The sequence below is a fragment of the Edaphosphingomonas laterariae genome, assembly GCF_900188165.1.
Lineage (GTDB): Bacteria > Pseudomonadota > Alphaproteobacteria > Sphingomonadales > Sphingomonadaceae > Sphingomonas_E > Sphingomonas_E laterariae.
The window spans coordinates 1-24,280 of sequence record NZ_FZOS01000019.1 but is presented as its reverse complement, the minus strand read 5'-3'; the positions used below and the strand labels follow the sequence as shown (position 1 = coordinate 24,280).

The 24,280-nt window shown below is 67.3% G+C and carries 28 protein-coding genes and 2 pseudogenes; 19 read left to right on the top strand and 11 right to left on the bottom strand.

What is annotated here, in order from left to right; genetic code table 11:
• Nucleotides 1–2 precede the first annotated feature (2 nt).
• Nucleotides 3–362, bottom strand: a complete 360-nt coding sequence (gene fliE, locus CHB74_RS15045; protein WP_089220464.1) for a flagellar hook-basal body complex protein FliE — start codon at nt 360–362, stop codon at nt 3–5.
• Nucleotides 363–373: 11 nt separating this feature from the next.
• Nucleotides 374–1,636 carry a sigma-54 interaction domain-containing protein gene (locus CHB74_RS15040; RefSeq protein ID WP_089220463.1) on the bottom strand — a complete coding sequence of 421 codons (1,263 nt, stop codon included), beginning with the start codon at nt 1,634–1,636 and terminating at the stop codon, nt 374–376.
• A gap of 179 nt (nt 1,637–1,815) precedes the next feature.
• On the opposite strand from CHB74_RS15040, the pseudogene CHB74_RS22800 reads away from it, so the two are divergent.
• From CHB74_RS22800 to CHB74_RS15030, 3 genes and pseudogenes are all read left to right on the top strand, one after another.
• Nucleotides 1,816–2,346 (top strand): annotated as a pseudogene (locus CHB74_RS22800) (flagellin N-terminal helical domain-containing protein); the annotation flags it as partial.
• A gap of 1,302 nt (nt 2,347–3,648) precedes the next feature.
• Nucleotides 3,649–3,900: pseudogene (locus tag CHB74_RS22795) on the top strand (flagellin); the annotation flags it as partial.
• A 105-nt stretch (nt 3,901–4,005) separates the two neighbouring features.
• On the top strand, nt 4,006–4,644 hold the full coding sequence (locus CHB74_RS15030; protein ID WP_089220461.1) for a hypothetical protein: 639 nt from the start codon (nt 4,006–4,008) through the stop codon (nt 4,642–4,644).
• Here the strand turns inward: CHB74_RS15030 and CHB74_RS15025 are convergent.
• From CHB74_RS15025 to CHB74_RS14995, 7 genes are all read right to left on the bottom strand, one after another.
• The gene (locus CHB74_RS15025; RefSeq protein WP_089220460.1) at nt 4,592–5,320 is read right to left on the bottom strand and encodes a sigma-70 family RNA polymerase sigma factor; all 729 of its coding nucleotides are present in this window, start codon (nt 5,318–5,320) and stop codon (nt 4,592–4,594) included. The two genes, CHB74_RS15030 and CHB74_RS15025, sit on opposite strands and share 53 nt — an antisense overlap.
• Before the next feature lie 48 nt (nt 5,321–5,368).
• A complete protein-coding gene (gene flhA / locus CHB74_RS15020) occupies nt 5,369–7,492 on the bottom strand; it encodes a flagellar biosynthesis protein FlhA (RefSeq protein WP_089220459.1) in 2,124 nt (707 codons plus the stop codon).
• A gap of 198 nt (nt 7,493–7,690) precedes the next feature.
• Nucleotides 7,691–8,005, bottom strand: coding sequence for a hypothetical protein (locus tag CHB74_RS15015; protein WP_089220458.1), 315 nt, complete (start codon nt 8,003–8,005; stop codon nt 7,691–7,693).
• Nucleotides 8,002–8,292, bottom strand: a complete 291-nt coding sequence (locus CHB74_RS15010; RefSeq protein WP_089220457.1) for a flagellar biosynthesis anti-sigma factor FlgM — start codon at nt 8,290–8,292, stop codon at nt 8,002–8,004. Before CHB74_RS15010 ends, CHB74_RS15015 begins: the two co-directional genes overlap by 4 nt.
• Nucleotides 8,293–8,358: 66 nt before the next feature.
• Nucleotides 8,359–8,883, bottom strand: coding sequence for a flagella basal body P-ring formation protein FlgA (locus tag CHB74_RS15005; RefSeq protein ID WP_089220456.1), 525 nt, complete (start codon nt 8,881–8,883; stop codon nt 8,359–8,361).
• Nucleotides 8,884–8,931: 48 nt separating this feature from the next.
• Complete coding sequence (locus CHB74_RS15000; RefSeq protein ID WP_342746605.1) at nt 8,932–9,327, bottom strand: OmpA family protein; 396 nt, start codon at nt 9,325–9,327, stop codon at nt 8,932–8,934.
• Between the two features lie 80 nt (nt 9,328–9,407).
• Complete coding sequence (locus tag CHB74_RS14995) at nt 9,408–10,079, bottom strand: MotA/TolQ/ExbB proton channel family protein (RefSeq protein ID WP_089220454.1); 672 nt, start codon at nt 10,077–10,079, stop codon at nt 9,408–9,410.
• Between the two features lie 244 nt (nt 10,080–10,323).
• Here CHB74_RS14995 and flgB point away from each other — a divergent pair, with 244 nt between their 5' ends.
• The 13 genes from flgB to CHB74_RS14930 all read left to right on the top strand — a co-directional run bounded on the left by flgB (nt 10,324) and on the right by CHB74_RS14930 (nt 21,015).
• Complete coding sequence (flgB, locus tag CHB74_RS14990; protein WP_089220453.1) at nt 10,324–10,677, top strand: flagellar basal body rod protein FlgB; 354 nt, start codon at nt 10,324–10,326, stop codon at nt 10,675–10,677.
• A gap of 2 nt (nt 10,678–10,679) precedes the next feature.
• The gene (gene flgC, locus CHB74_RS14985) at nt 10,680–11,084 is read left to right on the top strand and encodes a flagellar basal body rod protein FlgC (protein ID WP_425442295.1); all 405 of its coding nucleotides are present in this window, start codon (nt 10,680–10,682) and stop codon (nt 11,082–11,084) included.
• On the top strand, nt 11,081–11,746 hold the full coding sequence (locus CHB74_RS14980; protein ID WP_089220451.1) for a flagellar hook assembly protein FlgD: 666 nt from the start codon (nt 11,081–11,083) through the stop codon (nt 11,744–11,746). Before flgC ends, CHB74_RS14980 begins: the two co-directional genes overlap by 4 nt.
• A gap of 42 nt (nt 11,747–11,788) precedes the next feature.
• On the top strand, nt 11,789–13,096 hold the full coding sequence (locus CHB74_RS14975; protein WP_089220450.1) for a flagellar hook protein FlgE: 1,308 nt from the start codon (nt 11,789–11,791) through the stop codon (nt 13,094–13,096).
• Between the two features lie 25 nt (nt 13,097–13,121).
• Entirely contained in the window at nt 13,122–13,868 is a 747-nt protein-coding gene (locus tag CHB74_RS14970) for a flagellar basal body rod protein FlgF (protein WP_089220449.1), read from the top strand.
• A gap of 25 nt (nt 13,869–13,893) precedes the next feature.
• Entirely contained in the window at nt 13,894–14,682 is a 789-nt protein-coding gene (flgG, locus tag CHB74_RS14965; protein ID WP_089220448.1) for a flagellar basal-body rod protein FlgG, read from the top strand.
• Nucleotides 14,683–14,686: 4 nt separating this feature from the next.
• Entirely contained in the window at nt 14,687–15,367 is a 681-nt protein-coding gene (locus CHB74_RS14960) for a flagellar basal body L-ring protein FlgH (RefSeq protein WP_089220447.1), read from the top strand.
• Between the two features lie 14 nt (nt 15,368–15,381).
• Nucleotides 15,382–16,479, top strand: a complete 1,098-nt coding sequence (locus CHB74_RS14955; RefSeq protein ID WP_089220446.1) for a flagellar basal body P-ring protein FlgI — start codon at nt 15,382–15,384, stop codon at nt 16,477–16,479.
• Nucleotides 16,476–16,817 carry a rod-binding protein gene (locus tag CHB74_RS14950; protein ID WP_089220445.1) on the top strand — a complete coding sequence of 114 codons (342 nt, stop codon included), beginning with the start codon at nt 16,476–16,478 and terminating at the stop codon, nt 16,815–16,817. Before CHB74_RS14955 ends, CHB74_RS14950 begins: the two co-directional genes overlap by 4 nt.
• Entirely contained in the window at nt 16,814–18,178 is a 1,365-nt protein-coding gene (gene flgK / locus CHB74_RS14945) for a flagellar hook-associated protein FlgK (protein ID WP_089220444.1), read from the top strand. The genes CHB74_RS14950 and flgK overlap by 4 nt, the downstream gene beginning before the upstream one ends.
• Before the next feature lie 13 nt (nt 18,179–18,191).
• Nucleotides 18,192–19,049: a flagellin gene (locus CHB74_RS14940; protein WP_089220443.1), complete on the top strand. Its 858-nt coding sequence runs from the start codon at nt 18,192–18,194 to the stop codon at nt 19,047–19,049.
• 136 nt (nt 19,050–19,185) lie between these two features.
• On the top strand, nt 19,186–20,049 hold the full coding sequence (motA, locus tag CHB74_RS14935) for a flagellar motor stator protein MotA (RefSeq protein ID WP_089220442.1): 864 nt from the start codon (nt 19,186–19,188) through the stop codon (nt 20,047–20,049).
• A 3-nt stretch (nt 20,050–20,052) separates the two neighbouring features.
• Nucleotides 20,053–21,015, top strand: coding sequence for a flagellar motor protein MotB (locus CHB74_RS14930; protein ID WP_089220441.1), 963 nt, complete (start codon nt 20,053–20,055; stop codon nt 21,013–21,015).
• A gap of 16 nt (nt 21,016–21,031) precedes the next feature.
• On the opposite strand, the gene CHB74_RS14925 is transcribed toward CHB74_RS14930, so the two are convergent.
• Entirely contained in the window at nt 21,032–22,000 is a 969-nt protein-coding gene (locus CHB74_RS14925; RefSeq protein ID WP_089220440.1) for a hypothetical protein, read from the bottom strand.
• Between the two features lie 44 nt (nt 22,001–22,044).
• Nucleotides 22,045–22,341, bottom strand: a complete 297-nt coding sequence (locus CHB74_RS14920; RefSeq protein ID WP_089220509.1) for a 4a-hydroxytetrahydrobiopterin dehydratase — start codon at nt 22,339–22,341, stop codon at nt 22,045–22,047.
• 154 nt (nt 22,342–22,495) lie between these two features.
• Here CHB74_RS14920 and CHB74_RS14915 point away from each other — a divergent pair, with 154 nt between their 5' ends.
• Genes CHB74_RS14915 through CHB74_RS14905 form a run of 3 tightly spaced genes read left to right on the top strand, consistent with a single transcriptional unit; the run spans nt 22,496 to nt 24,125 of the window.
• A complete protein-coding gene (locus CHB74_RS14915) occupies nt 22,496–22,891 on the top strand; it encodes a metallopeptidase family protein (RefSeq protein WP_089220439.1) in 396 nt (131 codons plus the stop codon).
• Complete coding sequence (ccmA, locus tag CHB74_RS14910) at nt 22,888–23,481, top strand: heme ABC exporter ATP-binding protein CcmA (RefSeq protein WP_089220438.1); 594 nt, start codon at nt 22,888–22,890, stop codon at nt 23,479–23,481. Before CHB74_RS14915 ends, ccmA begins: the two co-directional genes overlap by 4 nt.
• Nucleotides 23,478–24,125: a heme exporter protein CcmB gene (locus CHB74_RS14905; RefSeq protein ID WP_089220437.1), complete on the top strand. Its 648-nt coding sequence runs from the start codon at nt 23,478–23,480 to the stop codon at nt 24,123–24,125. Before ccmA ends, CHB74_RS14905 begins: the two co-directional genes overlap by 4 nt.
• Nucleotides 24,126–24,280: the final 155 nt, after the last annotated feature.

The following is a 24,280-nucleotide window of genomic DNA, read 5'->3' as shown; positions in this document are numbered from 1 at the left end:
GGTTACACCGGCATGCTCATGATGTCCTTGTAAGCAGCAAGGAGCTTGTTGCGGACCTGAAGGGTGGCCTGGAAGCCGAGGCTGGCCTGTTCGCGCTGCAGCATGACCGCAGCAATATCGGTGGTTTCACCGCGTTCGTAGGATTCGGAAACCGCGCCGGCCTTGGCCTGCATCTCGTTCACCAACGAGATCGCCTTGCCCAGCGCGCTGGTGAAATCGGCGGGTTTCTGGGGCTCGGCCACGGCGGGCGTGGCGAGCGGCGCGGCTTCCGCCGGCTTTTGTGCAGCACGCTGAAGCGCAGCATTTTGCTGCAGGATCGCACTGCGCATCTGCAGCAGGCTGGAACTGTCGATCCGGCTCATGCCCTAGCCCCTCACGCCGCTGCGCGCATATCGGCGAGGCGATAGCGCAGGGTGCGCTCGCTGATGCCGAGCCGTTCGGCCGCGCGCAGGCGGTGGCCGCCGGTCGCCGCCAGGGCTTCCTCGATGGCGCGATGCTGGTGCGCCTTGGCGACATCGGCCAGGCGCTGCGGTTCTGCGGCTTCGTCGTCGTGGACAAGCGGCTGCACCGACGCCGCCGGACCGCCGATCGCCGGCTCGATGCTGAGATCGCCCGCGTCGATGCGATCGCCATCGCGCAGCAGCAGCGCGCGCTGGAGGACATTTTCAAGCTCGCGGACATTGCCCGGCCAGCTATGCGCCATCAGCCGATCGAGCGCGGCGCAGGTCGGCCAGGCGAAACCATCGCCTTCGGGCATGTGGCGCACGAGCAGCGCGGCGGTGATCGCGCGGATATCCTGACGACGCGCGCCGAGCGGCTGGAGGTTGAGCGGCATGACGTTGAGCCGCCAGTAAAGATCGGCGCGGAACCGGCCGGCGGCGACTTCGGCGGCCAGATCGCGGTTGGCCGCCGCGATCACGCGGACATCGACCGAAACGCTCTTGGTAGCGCCGACCGGCAGCACTTCGCGTTCCTGCAGCGCACGGAGCAGCTTGGCCTGCAGCGCCAGCGGCATTTCCGCCACCTCATCGAGCAGCAGGGTGCCGCCATCGGCCGCGCGGAACAGCCCTTCGCTGGCCGCAGCGGCGCCGGTGAAGCTGCCCTTCTGATGGCCGAACAGCATCGCTTCGAGCATGGTTTCGGGCAGCGCGGCGCAGTTCACCGCGACGAACGGCTTGTCGGCACGCGGGCTGACCGCATGGATGTAACGGGCGACACCTTCCTTGCCGGTGCCGGTTTCGCCGAGCACGAGCACGGTGGCGTCGGAGCGCGCGACCTTGGTGGCGAGCGCGAGGAATTTGGCGCTGGCGGGTTCGCCGCAGGCGGGCCGCACCGGCGGGCGCACCAGTTCGGCGATCAGGGCGTGGCCGAAGGCCATGTCCTCGAAACCGAAGCGCATCTGCGCCGGCATGCCCTTGGCGGCGGGCCGGTAATGCGGCGCCCCCGATTCGAACTCCACCATCAGATCACGATGGGTGGCGTGGGCGATCTCGTCCGCGGCCAGGATGCGAATCTCGTCGCGCTCGCGGGGCTCGCCGCCGGGGATGATCGCGGCATCGAAACCGATGCCCTGCAACCAGCCCGCCAGCGTCGGATTGGCTTCTGCCGCCCTTTCGCTGAGACCGATCGTCCGCATCCGGCTACCCCCACTTCGCCGTCACCAGACGGCCGTTGCAGGGTCAAAATATGGCTTGATGGTTACCAACCACTTAATTTTGTCGATTAGCCATCTTTGCCGCGCCTGCGCCGCTACGCAGGCCCGCGCGTAAGGCGCGCCCGCACACGTAGAACCGTTTCATCGAAACCGGTCGCGCCGTGAAAAAAATTTGCGCGTGCCTTCCCCTAAAGCTCCTTGGCGCCCCGCCGTTACCCGGATCGTGGCTGCCATGGACCAGTGGTCGGACAGCCGGCTTATCGAGCGGGAAAGGAACGACCGTGACTGTCATCAACACCAATGTGGGCGCGATGCGCGCGCAGAACGGTTCGCGGGTCGCGAACCAGACGCTGCAGACCGCGATGGAACGCCTGTCGACCGGCAAGCGCATCAACAGCGCCAAGGACGACGCCGCCGGCCTGGCGATCTCCAGCCGCATGACCTCCGAGGTGAAGGGCCTCGCCGTTGCCATCCGCAATGCCAATGACGGCATCTCGATGGCGCAGACGGCTGAAAGCGCGCTCGGCGAAGTCACCAACATGCTGCAGCGCATGCGCGAACTGGCCGTCCAGGCGGCCAACGGCACCAACTCGGCCAGCGACCGCGAAACCCTCCAGAAGGAACTCACGCAGCTCGTGACCGAAGTGAATGGCGTTTCCGCCACCACCTCGTTCAACGGCATCAAGCTGCTCGACGGTTCGTCGAAGAACGTCTCGCTGCAGACCGGCACCAAGGCGGGCGACACCGTCAGCTTCTCGATCGGCGGCACCTCGGCCAAGGATCTCGGCCTCAACGGCTATAAGGTCGATGGCCAGCTGACCACCGGCCGCGTCGGATCGGTTTCGGGCCTCGCCACCGATGACGTGCTGATCAACGGCAAGGCGGCCTTCGCCACCGCGCCGACCGGCGACACGGCGACCGCGCTCGCCACCGCGATCAATACCAACACGTCGAACACCAACGTCAAGGCGACGGCGTACAACACGCTGACCGGCGCGCAGCCGAACGCCACGACCTTCGTTGCCGGCGCGATCACGATCAACGGCCAGAGCATCGGTGCCTCGGGCAGCGTGGAAGAGCTAGTCAAGAACATCAACCGCGATGCCTCCGGCGTCACCGCCACGCTGAACGACAACGGCACGATCGCCCTGTCGAACGACACCGGCGCGGACATCGTGATCGCCGGTTCGGCGCCGACCAGCGCGGGCTTCACGGCCGGCTCCTATAAGGGCTATGTCGCGCTGAGCAGCGTCGATGGTTCGGACATCAAGGTCCAGGCCAAGAACGAAGCCAATGGCTATGTCGGCGGCGCCGGCACGCTGGCCGACGTCAAGGCGCTCGGCCTGAACGAAACGTCGGACGGCGCGAACTTCGCTTCGTCGGCGGTCGACACCACGGCGGCGCTTGCCACCACCGACGACGTGAAGATCAACGGCGTCGCGGTCGGCAAGTCGACCGATGGCTCGGCGCTGTCGAAGGCCGCCGCGATCAACGCCGTCTCGTCGCAGACCGGCGTCCAAGCGACCGCCAAGACCGTCGTCAAGCTCAGCGTCGACCTGACGGCCGCCAGCGCCGACGTGTCGATCAACGGCGCCACCGTCGATCTTTCGAGCGCGGTGAACCTGTCCGACGTCGTGACCGCGATCAACAATGCCGGCATCAACGGCATCCGGGCGACCTCCGACGACAATGGCGCGCTGATCCTGACGTCCGAACAGGGCGCCAACATCACGGTCGACGACGCCAACGCGATGGTGACGGGCGTCACCTCGTTCGAAGGCGAAGCCGGCACCGGCACGCTGGGTTCGGGCGGCGTCACCATCGGCGGCCGTATCACGCTCTCGTCGTCGGACGGTGCGGCGATCCGCGTCGAAGGCAGCGCGGCTTCGGTCGCCAAGGTCGGCCTTGCCACGCAGGGCGGTGACGAGACGCTGCTCGCCGGCAGCCTTTCGATCACCACGACCGAAGGCGCGAAGAATGCGCTGAAGGCGATCGACAAGGCGATCGACAAGGTTTCGGCCACCCGCGGCGATCTCGGCGCGATCCAGAATCGCCTCGAAACCCGCGTCAACGTGCTGACCTCGTCGCAGACGAACATCACCGAAGCCCGTTCGCGGATCGAGGATACCGACTTCTCGAAGGAAACGACGAACCTCGCCAAGGCGCAGGTGCTGAGCCAGGCGGCGACCGCCATGCTGGCCCAGGCCAACCAGAGCGGCCAGGGCGTGCTGAGCTTGCTCCGCTAAGGAACTGGTCCTCCTTAACGGGCAAAAACGGGGCCCCCGGCGTAAACCCTCACACGCCGGGGGCCCTCATTTTAAATGCAATAAGGACAGCGAGGAGGAGCGGCGATGAGCAAGGACGTGGAAGCCGAAGCGCTAGACAACAGCGTCGACTTTAGCGAGCCGACCCCCGCGCCCCAGCCCACCGCCGACGCGGCCGCCGCACCGGCGGGTTCGTCGACTGCGGATACCGACGAGACAGCCGACGCGACAGCCGACGAGAACGCCCCGGCCAAGCCGTCGCGCTTCGCCGCGCTGGCCGGCAACCTGCCGCTTGCCATCGCGTCGCTCGCCGTGTTCACCAGCCTTGTCGCCACCGTCGGCCTGCTGATGGCGAGCCGCAACATGGCGCTGGCGAACGAGAGGATCGCGGCACTCGAAGCCGCTGTCCGGCAAAATGCCCCCGCATCGGCACAGCCTGGCGAAGCCCAGCCTGCGTCGGCCGGGCATGGCAAGGCTGACGCATCGGCCGCGGTCGCTGCCGCCAACCCGGTCGAGCTGCGCGCGGCGCTGGATGATTTCCGCAGGGATCTGGTCGCCTATCAGGCGACGGGCAGCAACGCCCAATGGTTCGACGCGGTGCGCGACGGCCAGGCCGAGCTCGCCAACCGCATCAACAGCATTACGGAGAAGGTCGACCGGATCGACCGCCGCCTCAACGGTAGTCGGCCAGCTTCGTCCGCAGACGATCGAGCGCGGCCTTTTTGATCTGGCACACGCGCGCGGCGCCGACGCCGAGCGTCAGCCCGATTTCGTCGAGGTTCATTTCCTCGACGAAGTAAAGCTGAAGGACGAGCGCCTCGCGCTCCGGCAGGTCGGCGATATGGCCGGCCAGCACGTCGCGCAGTTCGTTGCGCTCCAGCGTCTGATCGATGCGATCCTCGACATCGGCGAACCACATCGACTGGTCCGAATAAACCTCGTCCAGCGATTCCTGGCGAACCGATGCCGTGCTGTCGACGGCCTCGCGATAATCCTGCGCGGACATGCCCATGGCGTCCGCCATCTCGGCATCGGTGGCCGGCCGGCCGACCATCTGTTCCAGCTTCGCGCGGACGCCGGCGATCTCGCGCCGCCGGCCCATCGCCGAACGGCAGATGCTGGCATGGCGCCGCAGATGATCGATCATCGCGCCGCGGATCCGCATCGTCGCATAGGTCGAGAAGGCGAAGCCGCGATCCTCGAAATTATTGGCGGCCTCGACCAGCGCGACCATGCCGATCTGGACGAGATCCTCGACATCGATCGCGTTCGAGACGCGGCCATGGACATGCCAGGCGATGCGCCGGACCAGCGGCATATGTTCGCGCGCCAGTTCCCCCGGCGCGATGCGCGCCGGCCGGCGTTGATAGGTTTGGCTGACCGCCGCGTTACCGAAGGCCATGAATCGCGTCCCTCACGATAATGTCCCGAACCATCACCCGAACCATCCTCAGCGGACCAGTTCGGGCATTGCGGATTGATTGGCGCCGCCGACGACCGCCACCACCTCGACCGGCTTGCCGTCCGGGATTTCGAGGAAGGAGAGGATCGGCACGTCGGCGAGATGGGGTTTGAGCAGCCGGGCGAGCGGCCGCCGCGCCAGTGGCGAGGTGACGATCGCGAACTGGCGTGCTTCGGCGAGCAGCGGCTGCGCGGCTTCCGTCACCGCGCTGACGACGCGGTTGGCCAGCCCCGGCTCGAACGGGTGGCTGGCATTGGGCCCGGCGCGCACCGCCTGGGCGAGCAGCGCCTCCAGCCCGCCATCCAGCGTCACCACCGGCAATGGCATGCGGATCGGCACCAGCGTCTGGATGATGATCGGGCCGATGCGCATGCGCACCGCTTCCAGCATCGCCGACGGATCGGCCTCTTCGCGCGCGGATTCGACCATCGCCTCGGCGATGCGGCGGAAATCCTTCAGCGGCACGCCTTCGGCCAGCAGGCCACGGCACAGCCCGGCGATCTGGCCCAGCGTCAGCGGCTGGGGGGTCAGCCCCTGCACGAGCTGCGGCGCGCTTTCCTTCAGTGCGTCGAGCAGCTTCTGCGCCTCGTCCATGCCGAACAGATCGGCGGCGGCATTGGCGATGATCTGGTTGAGATGGGTGGCGATCACCGTCGCCGGATCGACGACGGTATAGCCCGCCACCACCGCTTCGGTGCGCTTGTCGGGCGCGATCCACACCGCTTCGAGGCCGAAGCTCGGATCGCGCACCTCACGCCCTTCGACCCGCCCTTCGAGCGCGCCACTGTCGAGCGCGAGCAGGTCTTCGGGCCAGCATTCATCCTCGCCCATGATCACGCCGGCCACGGTGATGCGATAGGCATTGGGTTCCAGCGCCAGATTGTCGCGCACGCGCACCATCGGCACCACGAAGCCCAGTTCGCGGCTGAGCTGGCGGCGAATGCCGGTGATCCGCGCCATCAGCGGCGCGCCCTTGCGTTCGTCCACCATCGCGATCAGGCCGTAGCCGAGTTCGAGGCCGAGCACCGCGCCGTCGGACACTTCGTCCCACCCGATCGTCGAGGGCACCGGTTCGGCCGCGGCGCTTTCCGCCGCTTCGGCTTCGGCGGCCGCCAGCGCGGCGGCTTCCTTCGCGGGCTGCTTGCGCAACCGCCAAGCGACCCAGCCGGCGACACCCGCCGCCGGCAGGATGATGAAGTGCGGCATGCCCGGCATCACGCCGAGCAGGAACAGGATGCCGGCAACCGGGGCCCACGCCTTGGCCGAACCGAACTGGCTGGTGATCTGGCCGGACAGGTCGAAGGGCGAAGACACGCGCGTCACGATGGCAGCGGCGGCGATCGACAGCAGCAGCGCCGGGATCTGCGCGACCAGCGCGTCGCCGATGGCAAGCTGCACATAAGCGGCGGCGGCATCGGCCATCGACATGCCGTGGCTCATCACGCCGAGGATCAGGCCGCCCAGAATATTGATGACGAGGATGAGCACGCCGGCGACGGCATCGCCCTTCACGAATTTGGAGGCACCGTCCATCGATCCGTAGAAATCGGCCTCGGTCGCCACCTCGACCCGGCGGGCCTTGGCTTCGTCCGGCGTGAGCAGGCCGGCATTGAGATCGGCGTCGATCGCCATCTGCTTGCCGGGCAGCGCATCGAGGGTGAAGCGCGCCGACACTTCCGACACGCGGCCCGCGCCCTTGGTGATGACCACCAGGTTGATGATCATCAGGATGGCGAACACGAAGATGCCGACCGCCCAGTCGCCGCCGATCAGGAAATGGCCGAAGGCTTCGATGACATGGCCGGCGGCGTCCGCGCCTTCATGCCCGTCGACCAGCACGACGCGGGTCGACGCGACGTTGAGCGACAGGCGCAGCAGCGTGGCGAAGAGCAGGACCGTGGGGAAGGACGAGAAATCGAGCGGCTTGGCGGCGTTGAGCGCGACCATCAGCACGGCGAGGCTGATCATGATGTTGGTGATGAAGCCGATGTCCAGCACCAGCGACGGCACCGGCACGATCATCAGGCCGACCAGCATCAATGTCGCGAAGGGCAGGATCGCGCTCTTGCCGGCATCGGCCCAGATGGTCTTGTTCAAAGCGTTGGTCGCCATGCGTCTTCCCACGGATATTCGGGTGAGAAAGAAGCAAGGGTCGTGCCAATTTTAACCATGACCCGCATGATATGTCGGGCCGCGCCGAAAGCCAGGTCGCAGGCCGATATTTGCGGGGATATGGGGTAGCCGGGGCTGGGGACCGCGCGGCAATCAAACAGGAACCGCCGGCAGGCGGGGGGCCGTCAGAGGGGGCCGTCAGGCCTTGCGGCGGCCGTAGGCGATGGGCGCCGGAATATTGGCGCCCAAAGCGGCCAGACCTTCCAGCCGGCGACGTGTGGCATCGCCATAATAAGCCGAGCGCAGCCGCGCGGCATCGGCCTCGGCCATCGCTTCGGCGATGCGGGCCTTGAGTTCGGGGGTTTCGCGCCAACCACCCGTCGCCTGGACGGCGGCCGTGGCATCGCGGAAATCGGCAGTGGCCGCCTCGATCGCGGCGACATCATGCAGGTCGAGCGCGCGGGTCAGCCCACGCGCCGCGTCGATCAGGCGTTCGACGACGGCCAGGCTCATCCGCGCGGCGGCAGATCGAGGGCGATCATCTTCGCGGCGATCGCCTTCACTTCCAGCGCATAGGCGCCGTTGGCGATCGCGGCGCGCACTTCCTGCACGCGCGCGTGATCGATGGGCGCGCCGGTGGCGGCCATCTCCTTCGCCGGATTGGCGGGCGCCGGCGCCTCTTCGGCACCACCAACCGCCGGCACCGCGGCAACCTTGCCGCCGGCGCTTCCGCGCTGCACGCCGCCGGTGCGGCCTGCCTCCGGTCTTCCCGTCGCTTTTGGTCCGATGCTGTCGATCATCTTTCCGTCCTTCGGGCCCACATGGTTCGGTCCATATCTGCCTATAACGGCAGCCCGCAACTTTCTTTAAATGCCGGGAACGCGAACCACACCAAAATCGACCACTTCCACCATGATCGGCGCCGATTTCACGCCGGAACGCACGCGAATCCGTTCGCCCGGCGCACCATCCTGTTCGGCGATCACCTGGTTGGAAACGACGAAACCGGCCTGTTCCGCGCGGATTTCGACGGGATCGCCCCGCCGGATCACCGGCGCCTGACGTGCCGGCCGCGCCGCCGGCATGGCCTGCGCCTGCCGGATCGTGCCGCCCGCCGCCACCGGGACGCGGATGCGCCAGCCGATTTCCACGCAGCGCAACACCGCCGCGCCCGCCACCGGCGGCTCGATCACCGCCGCGCCGGGGCAGGCAGCAAGCTTCATGCGCCGATCGAGCGGGGCGACGGGGCCGCCCGGCTGGCCGATATCGGCCCCCAGCGAAATCACCAGCCGCCGTTCCAGCGCGTCGAGATTTTCCAGCCGCCCCACCTGCGCATAAGCGGGACAGGCCATGGCCAGCGTCAGGCCGATCAGGGTCAAATTGCGTTGCATCGTCTCAATCCCGTTGATTCAGCACGACATACGCAAGAAGCGCGCCAATCAACCCGCCGGCACCAGCAGAAGCGTGATGTTCTGCCCCTTTCCGGCCCTTTCCTGCGTCGTCGGCAGGGCGATCTCGATATCCCCCTCGGCCAGCCCCCCGGCACTCGCCGCCCGGCCGATCGCCGCCGCCCGCGCTGCGGCCAGTTCCCACCGGTCGAAGCGCCGCGCGCCGCCGTCGCTGCCCTGGCTGATGATACGCAGCGCCTTGCGATCGGCACGCGCCCGGGCGCCCAGCCCCCGCAGCATTGCACTCGCCGCCGGGGTCAGCACCGCCTCCCCCGGCTGGAACAGCGCGGCGGCCTGATGGGTGGCGCCGGCCACGCCCTCAGCCGGCGCGGTGCCGAAGGCCGAACGCAGCCCCGCCGAAAGCAGATCGGGACGATCGTTCCGCACTTGCAACAGGATGAAAAAGCCGAGCAACAACAGGCAAAGGTCAGCGAAACTCACCGCCCAGCGGGGGCTGCGCGCGGCCGTCACGAAGCGGCCCGCAGCACCGGCCGCAGCGGCACCAGTTCGGCCCGCGCCAGCATGGTGAAACGATCGAGCACGCGCAGCTGCCAGGCCAGTTCCGCCTCCGACAGCCGTTCCAGCCGCGCGGCGATCGGCCCGGCAATCACGCTCGACAGCAGGATGCCGTAAAGCGTGGTGAGCAGCGCCATCGCCATATGCGGGCCGATGCGCGCGGGATCGTCCATCTGCGCGAACATGCCGATCAGGCCGATGATCGTGCCGATCATGCCCATCGCCGGTGCGGTATCGGCCACCGCGTTCCAGAAGCCGCTGGCGGCTGCATGGCGACGGCGGCGATCCTCCAGTTCGCGATCCGCCCAGATCGCGAAACTTTCGGCGGTGGGGGCGGAAGCGAGCTGAAAGGCGGCCTGGCGCAGAAATCGCCCCGCGGTTTCGACGCGATCCGCACAGGCCAGCCCCTTGGCCTGCGCCACGGCCTCGATCGCATTGGCGACACGCACGGCAGCGGCGGCATCCGCCTCGGGATCGGCACGCAACAGGGGCCCGAGCGCGGCGAAGGCGGCCGCCGCCTCCCCGCGCGCGGACCGCAGCCATGCGACGACAAGCGCGCCGCCGACCACGATCAGCAGCGAAAGCGGGTCGAAAAAGCGGCCGATCTGTTCGAGAAAAACCATCTGGTGCCGGTCCCGCCCGCCCGATCCGGCCCCGATCCATGGGATTGCCGGTCGAGCGGCAAAAAATTGCCGCCCCCGGCAAAGGCTTGCCGGGCGCCCCTGCGCCATCCGCACAGACCCGCAGAAATCCGGTGTTTTCCCGTTCTGGCACGGCCTTTGCTGATAGCGGCACGACCGGAATGGCGCCGTGCCGACACTGCAAGGAACGACCGCCCCTCCGATACTTTTAGAGGAAAAGTTCGTCATGGTGACGTCCGATACGGTTTTTGGTGTTCATGGGGACGCGCTGGCGCTTCGCAGCCAGCGGCTCGCCATGCTCGCCTCGAACATCGCGAACGCCTCGACGCCCGGCTACAAGGCGCGCGACCTTGATTTCACCAAGGCGCTCGACATGGCGCAGGGCGGCACGGCAACCGATGCCGCCACCGCCGCCAATGTCGGCTATCGCGTGCCCGTGCAGCCGACGCAGGACGGCAACACCGTCGAGCTGTCGACCGAGCAGACCATCTTCGCCGAGAACGCCGTGCAGTATCGCACCACGCTCTCCTTCCTCAACGGCCGCATCAACACGTTGATGACGGCGCTGAAGGGCGAATGACGATGGCCAACCCGCTTTCGGTTTTCGACATCGCCGGCCGCGCGATGTCCGCGCAGATGGTGCGGCTCAACACCACCGCCTCCAACCTCGCCAATGCCGGTTCGGTGTCGGGCAACAAGGAATCGGCGTTCAAGGCGCTGAAGCCGGTGTTCATGCCCGTCACCGATCGCGCCGGCGTTGCCACCGTCCAGGTCCAGTCGATCCAGACATCGGCCAGCGAGGCGGTGAAGAAGCATTCCCCCGATCACCCGCTGGCGGATGCCAATGGCGATGTCTGGGAAGCCAACGTCGATAGCGCGGCCGAAATGGTCGAGATGCTGGAGACGGCCCGGGCCTACCAGAACAACGTCCAGGTTCTGCAGACCGCCAAAACACTCACCCTCGATACCTTGAGGCTCGGCAAATGACCTCGATCACCGGACAGGGCTATCTCGACACCTTGGGGTCGGGCGGCGCCAAGGCGGCGCCCAATGGCACGCTCGACCAGAATTCGTTCCTGACGCTGATGACCACCCAGTTGAAGACGCAGGATCCGTTCGATCCGGTCGACAACACCCAGATGGTCGCGCAGATGGCGCAATTCTCGCAGGTTTCGGGCATCGCCGAGATGAACCAGAGCCTGAAATCCATGGCGGACGACCTCGCCTCCGCGCGGATCGGCAATGTCGCCACCTGGATCGGCAAGGCCGCGCTGGTCGGATCGTCGACCGCGACGCCGCTGGCCGATGGCAGCTACGCCTTCGAGGCCGAACTGCCCGAGGACGCGACCAACGTGCAGATCGACCTCGTCGATGCGTCGGGCGCGGTCGTCCATTCCCAGAATCTCGGCGCCGAGAGCAAGGGCACGCTCGGCTATAGCTGGGATGCCAAGGATGAAGACGGCAACAGCCTCGCCACCGGCCCGCTGAAGGTGATGGTGACGGCCTATGGCGCCGAAGGCGCGATGGAAACCACCATTTCCAGCTGGACGATGATCAACGGCGTCCAGTCGCCCGCCGCCGGCGGCGCGGCCCAGCTCATCACGCCGCTCGGCATCGTCAAGCCCGAAGAGGCGATGCGGCTCGCCTGACGGCCGCCAACCTTGTTCCAGATTTCCTGACGGAGACCCGCAATGTCCTTCTACACCTCGCTTTCCGGCCTCAAGGCAGCGCAGACCGATCTTTCGGTCGTGTCCAACAACGTCGCCAATGTCGGCTCGACGGGCTTCAAGAAGAGCAAGACCGAATTCGGTGACATCATCTCGGCCGCGCCGCTGCAATCCTCCGCGATCGCCGGTCAGGGCACGCGCCTGCGCGCCATCACCCAGCAGTTCACGCAGGGCGGGTTCGAAACCTCCGATCGCGCGCTCGATCTCGCTTTGTCCGGTCAGGGCTTCTTCGTCACCCGTTCGGGGATCACCGGCGGCCAGGTCGCGTTCACGCGCAACGGCACCTTCTCGGTCGACAAGGAGCGTTTCGTGACCGACTCGTCGGGCGCCTTCCTGCAGGTGCTGCCGGTCGACAGCCGCGGTTCGGTGACGGCCACCAGCCTTGATGCCACCCGCAACCTGCAGTTGCCGCTCACCTCGGGCCAGCCCAAGGCGACCAGCCTGCTCAAGATGGCGGTGACGCTGCCGGTCAGCGCGGACCTGCCTTCGGCCCGTCCGGCCTATACGGTCGACACGCCGTATGAATTCAGCCGTTTCGATCCGAACAGCTACAACCAGTCGACCGCGACCACCGTCTATGACGCGGTGGGCAACGCGCTGCCGGCGACGCTCTATTTCACGCGCACCAAGCTGCCGACCTCGGCCGATCCCACCAGCCAGTGGGAAGCGCGCCTGTTCATCGGCGATCAGGAAATCAGTTCCGATCCGGCCAACCCCACCCCGCCGACGCCGCTGACGCTGACCTTCAATGACGCCGGCCAGATCCAGGGGCCGCTGAACCCGGTGCAATATGCCGATGCGCAGCCGGTCGGCGCCATCGCGCCCTTGTCGATGAGCATCGATTTCGGCCTTTCCACGAAGCAGGCCTCCGCGCCCTTCACCATCTCGTCGGTCAGCCAGGACGGTTTTGCCGCCGGCCAGCTCGACGGCGTGACGGTGGCGCCCGACGGGCTGGTCACCGCCAGCTTCTCGAACGGCGAAACCCAGCCGCTCGGCAAGCTGATCCTCGCCAATTTCGCCAACCCTTCGGGTCTGCGCCAGATCGGCGACGCGAAGTGGACGGTCACCGGTGAATCGGGCGATCCGATCGTCGGCACCGCATCCGCCGACAGCTTCGGCACGATCCAGTCGGGCGCGCTCGAACGCTCGAACGTCGACATCACCGAGGAACTGGTCGCGCTGATCTCCGCCCAGCGCAACTTCCAGGCGAACGCCAAGGCCATCGAAACCGCGAACACGATGACCCAGGCGATCATCAACCTGCGCAACTAAGGCAGGGGGCTAGGGGCAAGACGCCATGGACCGGCTGATCTACAGTTCGCTTTCGGCGATGCGTGGCGCGATGGCGCGCCAGGCGACGACGGCGAACAACCTCGCCAACGCCAGCACCACGGGCTTCCGCGCCGAAATGGCGTCGGTCCGCCCGCTGTGGCTGAAGGGCGAGGGGTTCGAGAGCCGGGCCCCTTCGTCCGAGGAAGTGGTGACGGCGGACATGCGCGCCGGCGTCATCACCGAAACCGGCCGCAACCTCGATATCGCGCTGGAAGCCGATGCGCTGCTTGGCGTTCAGGCCGAAAATGGCGAGGAGGCCTATACCCGGCGCGGCGACCTGATGATCGCGGCGAGCGGCCTTCTCACCACCGGCGATGGCGCGCCGGTGCTGGGCGATGGCGGGCCGATCACCGTGCCGCCGGCCGACGACCTCAAGATCGATGAACAGGGGCAGATCTGGTATCGCCCGCAAGGCGCGGACCCGATCCAGCCGATGCAGCCGCTCGATCGGCTCAAGCTGGTCAGCCCCGTCGGATCGCAGATCGCCAAGGGCCTCGACGGTCTGTTCCGCGTCCGCGACGGCGGCGCGCTGCCGCCCGATCCGTTCGCGCGGATCAAGGCCGGCAGCCTCGAAGGATCCAACGTCAACGCCACCCAGGCGCTCGTCGACATGATCGACGCCAGCCGATCGTGGGAAATGAACATCAAGCTCGTCACCACCGCCAAGGAGCTCGACAGCTCGGCCGCGGATCTCATGCGCCTGCCCGATTGAGCGCGAACGCGAAGGATAGCCAACGATGACCAACGCCGCCCTCCACGTCGCCCGCACCGGGCTCGATGCGCAGAACCTGCGGATGCGCGTGATCGCGAACAACCTCGCGAACGTGAACACCACCGGCTTCAAGCGCGACCGCGCCAGCTTTGAAACGCTGGCCTATCAGGCGATGACGGCGCCCGGCGCCCCGTCTTCGGCCGACAACAAATATGCCACCGGCACCTCGCTCGGCTCGGGCGTGCAGGTGAAGGGCACCGCCAAGATCGACACGCAGGGCACCTTGCAGACGACCGGCGGCGCGCTCGACATGGCGATCGAGGGGTCGGGCTTCTTCCAGATCCAGCTGCCCGATGGCCGCACCGGCTACACCCGCGCGGGCGATTTCAAGCTGTCGGCCGACGGCACCATCGTCACCGACGATGGCATGCCGCTGATCCCGCAGGTTCAGGTGCCCGAAGGCGCGCAATCGATCACCATCGGCACCGATGGCACGATCTCCGCGCAATTGCCGGGGCAGACCGAATTGCAGGAACTGGGCCGCATCGAAACCGCGCGCTTCACCAACCCCGCCGGGCTGGAATCGATGGGCAATAACCTGATGGGCGAGACGCCTGCCTCGGGCGCGCCGCAGGTCGGCACCGCCGGGCTCGATGGGCGCGGGTCGATCCGCCAGGGCTCGCTCGAAGCGTCCAACGTCAATGTTGTCGAGGAACTGGTCGACATGATCGAGACGCAGCGCGCTTATGAGGTCAATTCCAAGATGATCTCGGCGACCGACGAGATGCTGCAATATGTCAACCAGCAGTTCTGATCGGATGCGTCGCGCCCTCGCCATCGCGGTCGCCGCCGGCGTCTCGCTCGGCCTCGGTGCCGCGCCCGCCACGGCCGGGCTGTTCGGCCCCAAGAAGCCGAAGCCCGATTATGCGCCGGCTTATGCGCCGCCGCCGCCGCCGCCGCCCGCCAATGGGGCGATCTTCCAGGCCGCGAACGGCTATGCCGCGCTGACCAGCGGCGCGCGCGCCTCGATGGTCGGCGATGTGCTGACGATCCTGCTGGTCGAACGCACGCAGGCGAGCAAGAGCGCCGCCGCCAACACCGATCGTTCGGGCAGCCTTGGCCTGACCCCGCCGACGACCGGGCCGCTCTCCTTCTTCGATCCGTCCGACGTGACCGCCAGCGGCGGCGCGAAGTTCGACGGCAAGGGTGCCGCCACCCAGTCGAACGCGCTGTCGGGCGAAATCAGCGTCACGATCGCCGCCGTCTATCCCAACGGCACCTTTCTGGTGCGCGGCGAAAAGCTGCTGACGCTCAATCGCGGTGACGAAATGATCCGTATTTCCGGCCTCGTCCGCGCCGCCGACATCAGCACCGACAACCGCGTGCTTTCCACCCGCGTCGCCGATGCCCGCATCAGCTATGCCGGCAAGGGCGATGTCGCGCGGGCTAGCAAGCCGGGCTGGCTCAGCCAGTTCTTCTCGATCATCAGCCCCTTCTGAGGATGCCTGGAGCCATGATCCGTTTCCTCCTCGCCGGGCTTGCCGCCCTCCTCCTTGGCACCGCGCCGGCTTATGCCGAACGGATCAAGGATCTCGGCACCTTCCAGGGCGTCCGCCCCAACCAGCTGACCGGCTATGGCATCGTCGTCGGCCTCGCCGGCACGGGCGACGACAGCCTGGAATATGCCACGCAGGCGATGAAGGGCGTCGCATCGCGCTTCGGCCTCAACCTGCCGGCCGGGATCAACCCGCAGCTCAAGAATGCGGCGGCGGTGATGATCACGGCGGAACTGCCCGCCTTCGCCAAGCCGGGCCAGCGGCTCGACATCACGGTGTCGGCGCTGGGCAAGGCCAAGTCGCTGCGCGGCGGAACGCTGCTGATGGCGCCGCTATCCGGCGCCGACGGCCAGATCTATGCGATGGCGCAGGGCAATCTGGCGGTGGGCGGCCTTGGCATCGACGCCGCCGATGGTTCCAAGCTGACTGTCAACATCCCCACTTCGGGCCGCATTCCGGGCGGTGCCACGGTCGAGCGCGCGGTCGACGCGGGCTTCGCCAACAGCCCGGCGCTGATCTTCAACCTGGCCGAGGCGGACCTGACCACCGCCGGCCGCGTCGCCGGCGCGATCAACGGCGCGATCGGGCCGGGCCGCGCCCGCGCCATCGATGCCGTGACGATCGAAATCAGCGCGATGGCCGGCGCCGAAGCGCGCACCGCGCTGATGGGCCAGATCGAAAATCTGCCCGTCGATCCGGCCGACGCCCCCGCCCGCGTGATCGTCAACGCCCGCACCGGCACCGTCGTCATCAACGGCGCGGTCCGCATCGCGCCGGCGGCGGTCAGCCACGGCAAGCTCACCGTGCGCGTCGACGAGGATCCCACCATCGTCCAGCCCGCCCCCTTCTCGCGCGGGCAGACCGCGCTCGAACCGGCGAGCACCATCGCGGTCGAGGAAGAACGCAGGCCGATGTTCGATTTCCGGCCCGGCGCCAGCCTTGCCGACATCGTGAAATCGGTGAACGCGATCGGCGCCTCGCCGGCCGATCTGGTCGCCATCCTCGAAGCGCTCAAGCAGGCGGGCGCGATGAAGGCGGAGCTGATCGTGCTATGACGACACCCATCGCACTTGCATCGGGCGTCAGCCTGGCGCCCAAGCCCACCGATCAGGCGGGGCTCAAGAAAGCGGCGCAGGCGTTCGAGGCGGTCTTCCTCCGCCAGATGATCTCGTCGATGCGTTCGGCGAGCCTGGGCGAGGATATTCTCGGCTCCACCGCCGGCGATCAGTTTCGCGACATGGCCGATGCGCGCACCGCCGATTCCATGGCGGAAAAGGGCGCGCTCGGCATCGCGGAGATGCTGCTGACGCAGTTCGCGCCCAAGCCCGTCGCCACGGCGATCGCAACACTTTCTAAAGATTCGGATGGCCCCGCCGTAGAGACTGGCAAATGAGCGACCTTCTGAGCATCGGTGCCTCGGGCATCTCCGCCTACAAGACCGCGCTTTCCGCGATCAGCGACAATGTCGCCAATTCGGAAACGCCGGGCTTCGCGCGCCGCGGAACGGCGCAGCGCGAACAGGTGGCATCGCTGCCGATGCACCCCACCTATCGCAGCGGAACCGTGTTCGCCGGCACCCAGATCACCGCGATCACCCGCGCTTATGATCAGTTCCGCAACAAGGAAGTGCATGTCGCCAGCGCCGAAGCCGGCCGCTCCGCCGCGCGCGCGCAATGGCTGGAAACCGCCGAAAGCGCGCTCGACGATGGCGATGCGGGCATCGGCGCGCGGCTGACCGCCTTCTACAACGCCGCCGATGCGCTGGCGGCGGATCCGGGCAACGCCATGCCGCGCCGCGCCTTGCTGTCCGCGCTCGACGAAACCGCCACCGCGTTCCGCACCACGGCGCAGGGCCTGACCCGCACGGCCGAAGGCATCGCCAAGGATGCGCAGGCCAATGTCGATGCGGTGAACGGCAATCTGGAAGCACTGGCCAAGCTGAACGGCGCGCTGCTCCGTTCGGAACCCGGCAGCGCATCCCATGCCAGCCTGCTCGATCAGCGCGACAAGCTGATCGACGAGGTGAGCTCGCGGCTGGATATCGACGCCAGCTTCGGCACCAACGGCACCGTCACGCTGAAGCTGGCGCGCAACAGCAAATCCTCGCTCGTCGATGGCGTCATCCCCAATCCGATCGCGGTGGCGCAGGCGGCCAATGGCACGCTCACCCTGTTCGCCTCGGTCGATGGCGGCACCCAGCCGATCGGCATGCCCGGTGGCAGCATCGGCGGCCTGATCGACGTGTCCGCCACGGTTGCCGATCGTCGCGCCAGCCTTGATGCGATCGCCGCCGACTTCGCCGCGACGGTCAACACCTGGTCCGCCGCCGGCCTCGATGCGGCGGGCAATCCCGGCCAGCCGCTGATGAGCGTCGCCGCCACGGGCAGCGCGGCCGCCTCGATCGCGCTTGCCATCACCGATCCCGATGCGGTGCCCGCCGCGTCGACCGACGGCACCACCGTCACCGCCAACGGCAACCTGATCGCGCTGCAGAATTTGCGCGCCGGCGGTGCCGAGGACCGGATGGCGGCGCTGGTCGCCGGTCATGCGCAGGCCACGTCCTCCGCGCGCACCGAAGCCGACGTCACCGGCACGCGCCGCGATGCCGCGCTCCAATCGCGCGACGAGGTGATCGGCATCGACCTCGATCGCGAGGCGGCGGAACTCATCCGGTTCCAGCAGGCTTATAACGGCTCCGCACGGATCATTCAGGTCGCGCGCGAAACCATGCAATCCATCCTGGATCTGTTCTGAAGGCGTATCGGCGATGATCAACAGCACCCGCTACCATCTCTCGGCGGAAATCAACCGCCAGCAGAAGCTCGCCGCCGATATCGCCCGTGCCCAGTCCGACATCTCGAACGAGACGCGGCTGCAGCGCCCATCGGACGATCCCGCCGCCTCCGCCCGCGTGGCGGACATCCGCCGCGCGCAGGCGAACGAGGGGGTGTGGGCCAAGAATATCGACGCCGCCTCCGCGCTCGCCACCCGCGCCGATTCCGCGCTGTCGGGCATCACATCGATGCTCGATCGCGCGCGCGAGCTGATGACCTTCGCCAACAACGGCACCTATAACGATGCCGATCGCAAGGCCTTCGCCGTCGAACTGCGCAGCATCGCGGCCGAAATCGGCGATATCGCGCAGACCAAGGATTCGCGCGGGCAGCTGCTGTTTCCCGACAGCACACCGCTGGCCGTGCCGATCGGCCCGGGCGTGTTCATCGCGCCGTCGGTGCCGCAGGACGGCATGTTCACCAACCTCCAGACCGCGAGCGGCCCCAAGGGCCTCGCCGCGATCATCAGCGGGGCGGCGGACGCCATCGAACTGACCGACAAGGCCGAACGCGAGGCCGCGAGCACCATCGCGCTCGACGAGGTGCTGCTCGCCGTCGACAACACCGCGATCGTGCGCGGCGATCAGGGCGTGCGCGCGGCGCGGCTGGACAGCGCGCGCGAACGCTTCGCCAGTTCGGGGCTCGTCCATTCGGAAGAGCGCGGCAAGCTGGAAAATACCGACATCCCGGAAACCGTCGCCAAGCTGCAGGCCAAGCAATTGTCGCTGGAAGCCGCGCAGGCCGTGTTCACCCGGATCAACCGGCAGACGCTGTTCGACCTGCTGGGCTGATGCCCTGCACCGTCAATTATTTTCGGCTAACGTCAGCTTAAGCATAAAGACCCGGAATTCCCGCCGTTAACCCTCATTGAAAGGACCAGGAATCGCGATCGGCTCCTGCTCCGCCTGTGGCTTCGTGGGGGTGTGCATGTTCGCGGCAATCGGTCTGGTGGTCCTGCTGGCGATGGTCTTCGGCGGCTTCGCCATCACCGGCGGCGATCTTGGCCCCGTCTTCCACGCCATTCCCCACGAAATGCTGATCATCGGCGGCGCCGCGCTCGGCGCGGTCATCGCCGGCAATTCGATGAAGGAACTGAAGCAACTGGGCGGCGGCCTGGGCAAGGTGTTCAAGGGCACCCGCTACAACAAGAAGGATTATCTGGACGTCATCTTCCTGGTGTCGAGCCTGATGAAGATGCTGCGCACCGATGGCCCCGTGGCGCTGGAACCGCATATCGAGGATCCGAAATCCTCCAACATCTTCCAGGAATATCCCAAGCTGATGAAGGACCAGACGCTGGTCCACCTGATCACCGATACGCTGCGCCTCGTCGTCGTCTCGTCGGGCACGCTCGATCCCCATGCGGTCGAGGAGGTGATGGATAACGCGCTCAAGACGCACCATCATGACGAGATCCGCCCGGCCGACATGCTGCAGAACCTGGCCGACGCACTGCCCGCGCTCGGCATCGTCGCGGCCGTGCTCGGCGTGGTCAAGACGATGGGCTCGATCGACAAGCCGCCGGCGATCCTGGGCGGCATGATCGGCTCCGCGCTCGTCGGCACCTTCCTCGGCGTGCTTCTCGCTTATGGCATCGTCGGCCCCTTCGCCAGCCGCTGCCGGCAGGTGATCGAAAGCGACGCCGCGATCTATCATGTCGTGAAGCAGATCATCATCGCCTCGCTGCACGGCCACCCGCTGCCGCTGGTGATCGAAGCCGCGCGCTCCAGCATCAGCCATTCGAACCAGCCGGCCTTCGCCGACGTGTTCGATGGCATGCGCGGCCGCTAAGCCATGGCCACCAACGCCAAGCGCGGCCGTAACGAGCCGGAACCGCGCCCGATCATCATCGTCAAGAAGATCGTCGATGGCGGCCATGGCGGCCACCATGGCGGCGCCTGGAAAGTGGCCTATGCCGATTTCGTGACGGCGATGATGGCCTTCTTCCTGCTGCTGTGGATCCTGGGTGCGACGACCGAGAAGCAGCGCAAGGGCATCGCCGACTATTTCTCGCCCACATTGGTCGAAATGCGGCAGAAGAGCGCGGGTTCCAACGGACCGTTCGGCGGCGATTCGATCGTCGCGAAGGACAATTATCCCCATGCCGCGACGCAGACCGGCAGCCGTGGGTTGACCATTCCCAAGGACGCCACGGGCGGCGCCAAGGAAGGCGCGGCCGCGATCCGCAGCCGCGATCGCGCGCGCTTCACCGCGCTCAGGAAACAGCTTGAGGCGCGGATGAAGGCCGATCCCCGGCTGGCGCGGATGCACAAGAATATCCGCTTCACCGAAACGCGGGAGGGGCTGCGCATCGACCTGGTGGACGAGGCCGATTTCGCGATGTTCTCGATCGGCACCGATAGCCTGCTGCCCGATGCCCGCCAGCTGGTCGGCGAAGTCGCCAAGCTGATCCAGGCGGTGCCCAACGACATCATCGTGCGCGGCCACACCGATGCCCTGCCTTATGCCGCCGGGCGCAGCGTGAACAACTGGACGCTATCGACCGCGCGCGCGGAGGCGACCCGGTCGGCCCTCGGATCGTCGGGCGTGATCGGCGATCGCTTCGCCCGGATCGAAGGCGTTGCCTCGCGCGAACCTTATGTGCCGTCGAACCTCTATGATCCGCGCAACCGCCGCATGTCCGTCACGCTGGCCTGGAGCGCGGGCGGTGCCGATCCGGTGGAGCCAGCGGGCGCCGAGGATCGGCCGATGTTCGATGGCCCGCCGCCGGTGGAACTGGCGCAGGTGGAGCGATAGCGAGCGCGAGGCGGCGTCAGATCGCGCGACGTTCGTCGCGGTCGCCATCCGTGTCGAAGGGTGAGGCGACCAGCAGATAAGCGAGCGCCGCGAATTGCGGGTTGGGCCGCAGCACGTTCACGCCGGCGCGATCGGCCAGCGCCATCATCGTGTCGGACGGCGCCGCATCGGTCGTGCCATTGCGCGACGGTGCCTGCGGCGCGATCGATGCCGGCAGATCGACGAGCCGTACATCCGCCGAAGTCGCCGGCGGCGTGGCGGCTAGCGGCGTGCCGGTCATCCGCACCCCCGCCGACATATCGAGCGCCGCCATCTGCAACGGCGTATCCATCCGGTTGCCGGCGGGTGCGATCTCGGTCGGCCCGTCGACCTTCTTCGCCATCAGCGCATAGACCTGCGCCAGGCTGCGCGCTTCGCCGGCGCGGTTGTAGAAGATCGAGCGGTTGACCGCCGCCTCACGCGGGAAAACCGATGCGGCGGGCGCATCGGGGCTCGCGGCCGCCGCCTTCAAAAATTTCTTGGCGCCGGCCAGTCCCAGGAAATGCGCGAAATAAAGATCGCCCGATGTCGGCGTGCGGCCGAGCGCGGCGGCCAGCCCCTCGGCATTGTCCTGCGCGAATTCACCCGCCATCAGGGCCGAGGCATCGGCATCGTTGCGCAGGTTGAACACCGCCTGCCGCGCCGAAGGATCGACCCGCCAGCGCCCGCCCTGCCACGATATCGCATCGGCCGCCCAGCCATAGCCATGCTTGTCGCCATGCTGCTTGAGCACGCCCAGCCAGCTCTGATCGATGAACTGGTAGAGCCCGCCTGCGCTCGACGTGCTGGCCTTGGCGAAGGGGTTCAGCCCGCTTTCGCTTTTCGCCTGGTTGAGCAGATAGGTGAAGTTCGCGCCCGTCCGTTCGGCGGCGCGGCCGATCGCCGCCCGCACCGATTCGCGATCGGTGCGGATCGATCCTGGCCCACGGAGATAGGGCGCGGTCACGGGCGATCCTGGCCTGTCATGCTGCCAAGAATCGCCCCTTATGGTTAAGAACCGGTAACCATCGCGTCGATCGTCTCGGCCAGCACGACATCGCGGGTCGAAAGACCGCCGGCGTCATGCGTGGTCAGCAGGATTTCCACGCGGTTCCACACGTTCGACCATTCGGGATGGTGGTCCATCTTCTCGGCGACGAGCGCGACCCGCGTCATGAAGGCGAAGGCCTGCGGGAAATCGGCGAAGGTGAAGGTCCGCGTGATCGCATCGCGCGCTTCGTCATAATCCCATTCGTCCAGCGCCTCGAGCGCATCGGCGCGCTCGGCATCGCTCAGGGCTTCGATCATGGCATCCCTCTCAATCTCGTCGTGCTGGACTTGATCCAGCATCCATTGTCGCTCCATTCGAAAATCACCGTAACGTCAATGGACCCCGAAACAAGTTCAGGGTGACGAGATTGGAACGATTGGAAGCGACGGCTTTCCCATATATGCCGCGAACATGACCGGGACATTCGCCCCCTCCGCCGATCAGATCGAGGCGCTTGCCCGCGCGGCGCTGGCGCGCATCCCGCAGGCGTTCCGCGATCATATGGGCAATGTCGCCCTGTTCGTGGAGGATTTCGCCGACGATGCCACGCTCGACAGCATGGGCATCGAGGATCCGTTCGAACTGACCGGCCTCTATCATGGCACGCCGATCGGCGAAAAATCGGTCAGCGACATTGCCGCGCTCCCCGATCGGATCATGCTCTACCGCCGCCCCCTGCTCGACGAATGGGTGGAAACCGGGGTCAGCCTCGAAGCGCTCGTCACCCATGTCCTAGTTCACGAGGTCGGCCACCATTTCGGCCTGTCCGATGCCGACATGCACGCGCTGGAGGATGCCGTCGGATGATGGCGGCCGGGGGGGATGCACGGCTGGCCTTCGATGGCGTCGCCTGCCTGCGCGGCCATCGGCTGCTGTTCGAAGGGCTGAGCTTCGCGCTCGGCCCCGGCGATGCGGCACTGATCACCGGCCCCAACGGCACCGGCAAATCGAGCCTGCTGCGCATGGCCGCCGGGCTGCTCGCCCCTGCCGCCGGGGCGATCCACCGCGAAGGCACGATCGCGCTGGCCGATGAACGCCACGCGCTCGATCCGCTGAAGCCGCTGGGCGAAGCGCTGGGTTTCTGGGCGGGTGTCGACGGGCAGGGCCGCGACGCGGTGGCGGCCGGGCTCGATGCCGTCGGCCTGGGCGCGATCGCCGAAGTGCCTGTCAGGATGCTTTCCACCGGTCAGGCGCGCCGTGCCGGGCTCGCCCGGTTGATCGCCGGCCGCGCGCACATCTGGCTGCTCGACGAACCCGGCAACGGCCTTGACGCCGCGTCGCTCGATCGGCTTGCCGCCACCATGGCCGCACACCGCGCCCAGGGCGGCATCATCCTGGCAGCCAGCCACCAGCCGCTGGGGCTGGACGACGCGCAGCCGATCCGGTTTCGGGCATGAACCCGCTCGCCCGCATCCTCGCCCGCGATCTCGCCCGCGCCTTCCGGGGCGGCGGCGCCACCCTGCCGCTCCTCTTCTTCCTGCTCGTCGCCACGCTCTTCCCCTTCGCGATCGGGCCGGATGCGACGCTGCTTGCCGCCACCGGCGGCGGCGCATTGTGGATGGCGGCGCTGCTCGCCGCCTTGCTTCCCGTCGATCGCCTGCTCGCGCCCGATCAGGATGCAGGCGTGCTCGATCAGTTCGCGACGCGCGGGATCAGCGAGGAAGCCGTCGCCACCGCGAAGCTGATCGCCCATTGGCTGAGCTTCGGGCCACCGCTGATGATCGCGGCCCTGCCCGCTTCCGCCCTGCTCAAGCTCGACGGGGCGACACTCGTCCGCCTCGAACTCGGCCTCGCCATCGGCACGCCGGGGCTCGCCGCGCTTGCCTTGATGACAAGTGCGCTGACCCTCGGCCTGCGCAGCGCGGGGGCGCTGGCCGGCCTCGTCATGCTGCCGCTCGCCGTGCCGATCCTGATCTTCGGCGCGGGCGCGCTCTCGGCCGAGGACAATGGCGGCCTCAAGCTGCTCGCCGCCGCCTCGCTGCTGCTGGTCGCGCTGACGCCCTTCGCTGCCGGCGCGGCGTTACGCGCCGCGCGAGAATAGCTAGAGCTCTAAGCAGGTGGAATCACCTGCTGACTCGGAAAGCGCGGCAAACAAAGAGCTTAGGCTGTAGTGACGATTTAATTATTTGATCCAGAGCATGATGCTGGCGAGTTTGACGAAGCCGAGGAAGTTGGCGGCGAGCTTGTCGTAACGGG

Excerpts from the sequence above, each read along its gene's own strand:
- fliE (WP_089220464.1), bottom strand. The coding sequence starts at position 362 with ATGAGCCGGATCGACAGTTCCAGCCTGCTGCAGATGCGCAGTGCGATC.
- CHB74_RS15040 (WP_089220463.1), bottom strand. The coding sequence starts at position 1,636 with ATGCGGACGATCGGTCTCAGCGAAAGGGCGGCAGAAGCCAATCCGACG.
- CHB74_RS15030 (WP_089220461.1), top strand. The coding sequence starts at position 4,006 with ATGAGCAAGGACGTGGAAGCCGAAGCGCTAGACAACAGCGTCGACTTT.
- CHB74_RS15025 (WP_089220460.1), bottom strand. The coding sequence starts at position 5,320 with ATGGCCTTCGGTAACGCGGCGGTCAGCCAAACCTATCAACGCCGGCCG.
- flhA (WP_089220459.1), bottom strand. The coding sequence starts at position 7,492 with ATGGCGACCAACGCTTTGAACAAGACCATCTGGGCCGATGCCGGCAAG.
- CHB74_RS15015 (WP_089220458.1), bottom strand. The coding sequence starts at position 8,005 with ATGAGCCTGGCCGTCGTCGAACGCCTGATCGACGCGGCGCGTGGGCTG.
- CHB74_RS15010 (WP_089220457.1), bottom strand. The coding sequence starts at position 8,292 with ATGATCGACAGCATCGGACCAAAAGCGACGGGAAGACCGGAGGCAGGC.
- CHB74_RS15005 (WP_089220456.1), bottom strand. The coding sequence starts at position 8,883 with ATGCAACGCAATTTGACCCTGATCGGCCTGACGCTGGCCATGGCCTGT.
- CHB74_RS14995 (WP_089220454.1), bottom strand. The coding sequence starts at position 10,079 with ATGGTTTTTCTCGAACAGATCGGCCGCTTTTTCGACCCGCTTTCGCTG.
- flgB (WP_089220453.1), top strand. The coding sequence starts at position 10,324 with ATGGTGACGTCCGATACGGTTTTTGGTGTTCATGGGGACGCGCTGGCG.
- flgC (WP_425442295.1), top strand. The coding sequence starts at position 10,680 with ATGGCCAACCCGCTTTCGGTTTTCGACATCGCCGGCCGCGCGATGTCC.
- CHB74_RS14980 (WP_089220451.1), top strand. The coding sequence starts at position 11,081 with ATGACCTCGATCACCGGACAGGGCTATCTCGACACCTTGGGGTCGGGC.
- CHB74_RS14975 (WP_089220450.1), top strand. The coding sequence starts at position 11,789 with ATGTCCTTCTACACCTCGCTTTCCGGCCTCAAGGCAGCGCAGACCGAT.
- CHB74_RS14970 (WP_089220449.1), top strand. The coding sequence starts at position 13,122 with ATGGACCGGCTGATCTACAGTTCGCTTTCGGCGATGCGTGGCGCGATG.
- flgG (WP_089220448.1), top strand. The coding sequence starts at position 13,894 with ATGACCAACGCCGCCCTCCACGTCGCCCGCACCGGGCTCGATGCGCAG.
- CHB74_RS14960 (WP_089220447.1), top strand. The coding sequence starts at position 14,687 with ATGCGTCGCGCCCTCGCCATCGCGGTCGCCGCCGGCGTCTCGCTCGGC.
- CHB74_RS14955 (WP_089220446.1), top strand. The coding sequence starts at position 15,382 with ATGATCCGTTTCCTCCTCGCCGGGCTTGCCGCCCTCCTCCTTGGCACC.
- CHB74_RS14950 (WP_089220445.1), top strand. The coding sequence starts at position 16,476 with ATGACGACACCCATCGCACTTGCATCGGGCGTCAGCCTGGCGCCCAAG.
- flgK (WP_089220444.1), top strand. The coding sequence starts at position 16,814 with ATGAGCGACCTTCTGAGCATCGGTGCCTCGGGCATCTCCGCCTACAAG.
- CHB74_RS14940 (WP_089220443.1), top strand. The coding sequence starts at position 18,192 with ATGATCAACAGCACCCGCTACCATCTCTCGGCGGAAATCAACCGCCAG.
- motA (WP_089220442.1), top strand. The coding sequence starts at position 19,186 with ATGTTCGCGGCAATCGGTCTGGTGGTCCTGCTGGCGATGGTCTTCGGC.
- CHB74_RS14930 (WP_089220441.1), top strand. The coding sequence starts at position 20,053 with ATGGCCACCAACGCCAAGCGCGGCCGTAACGAGCCGGAACCGCGCCCG.
- CHB74_RS14920 (WP_089220509.1), bottom strand. The coding sequence starts at position 22,341 with ATGATCGAAGCCCTGAGCGATGCCGAGCGCGCCGATGCGCTCGAGGCG.
- CHB74_RS14915 (WP_089220439.1), top strand. The coding sequence starts at position 22,496 with ATGACCGGGACATTCGCCCCCTCCGCCGATCAGATCGAGGCGCTTGCC.
- ccmA (WP_089220438.1), top strand. The coding sequence starts at position 22,888 with ATGATGGCGGCCGGGGGGGATGCACGGCTGGCCTTCGATGGCGTCGCC.
- CHB74_RS14905 (WP_089220437.1), top strand. The coding sequence starts at position 23,478 with ATGAACCCGCTCGCCCGCATCCTCGCCCGCGATCTCGCCCGCGCCTTC.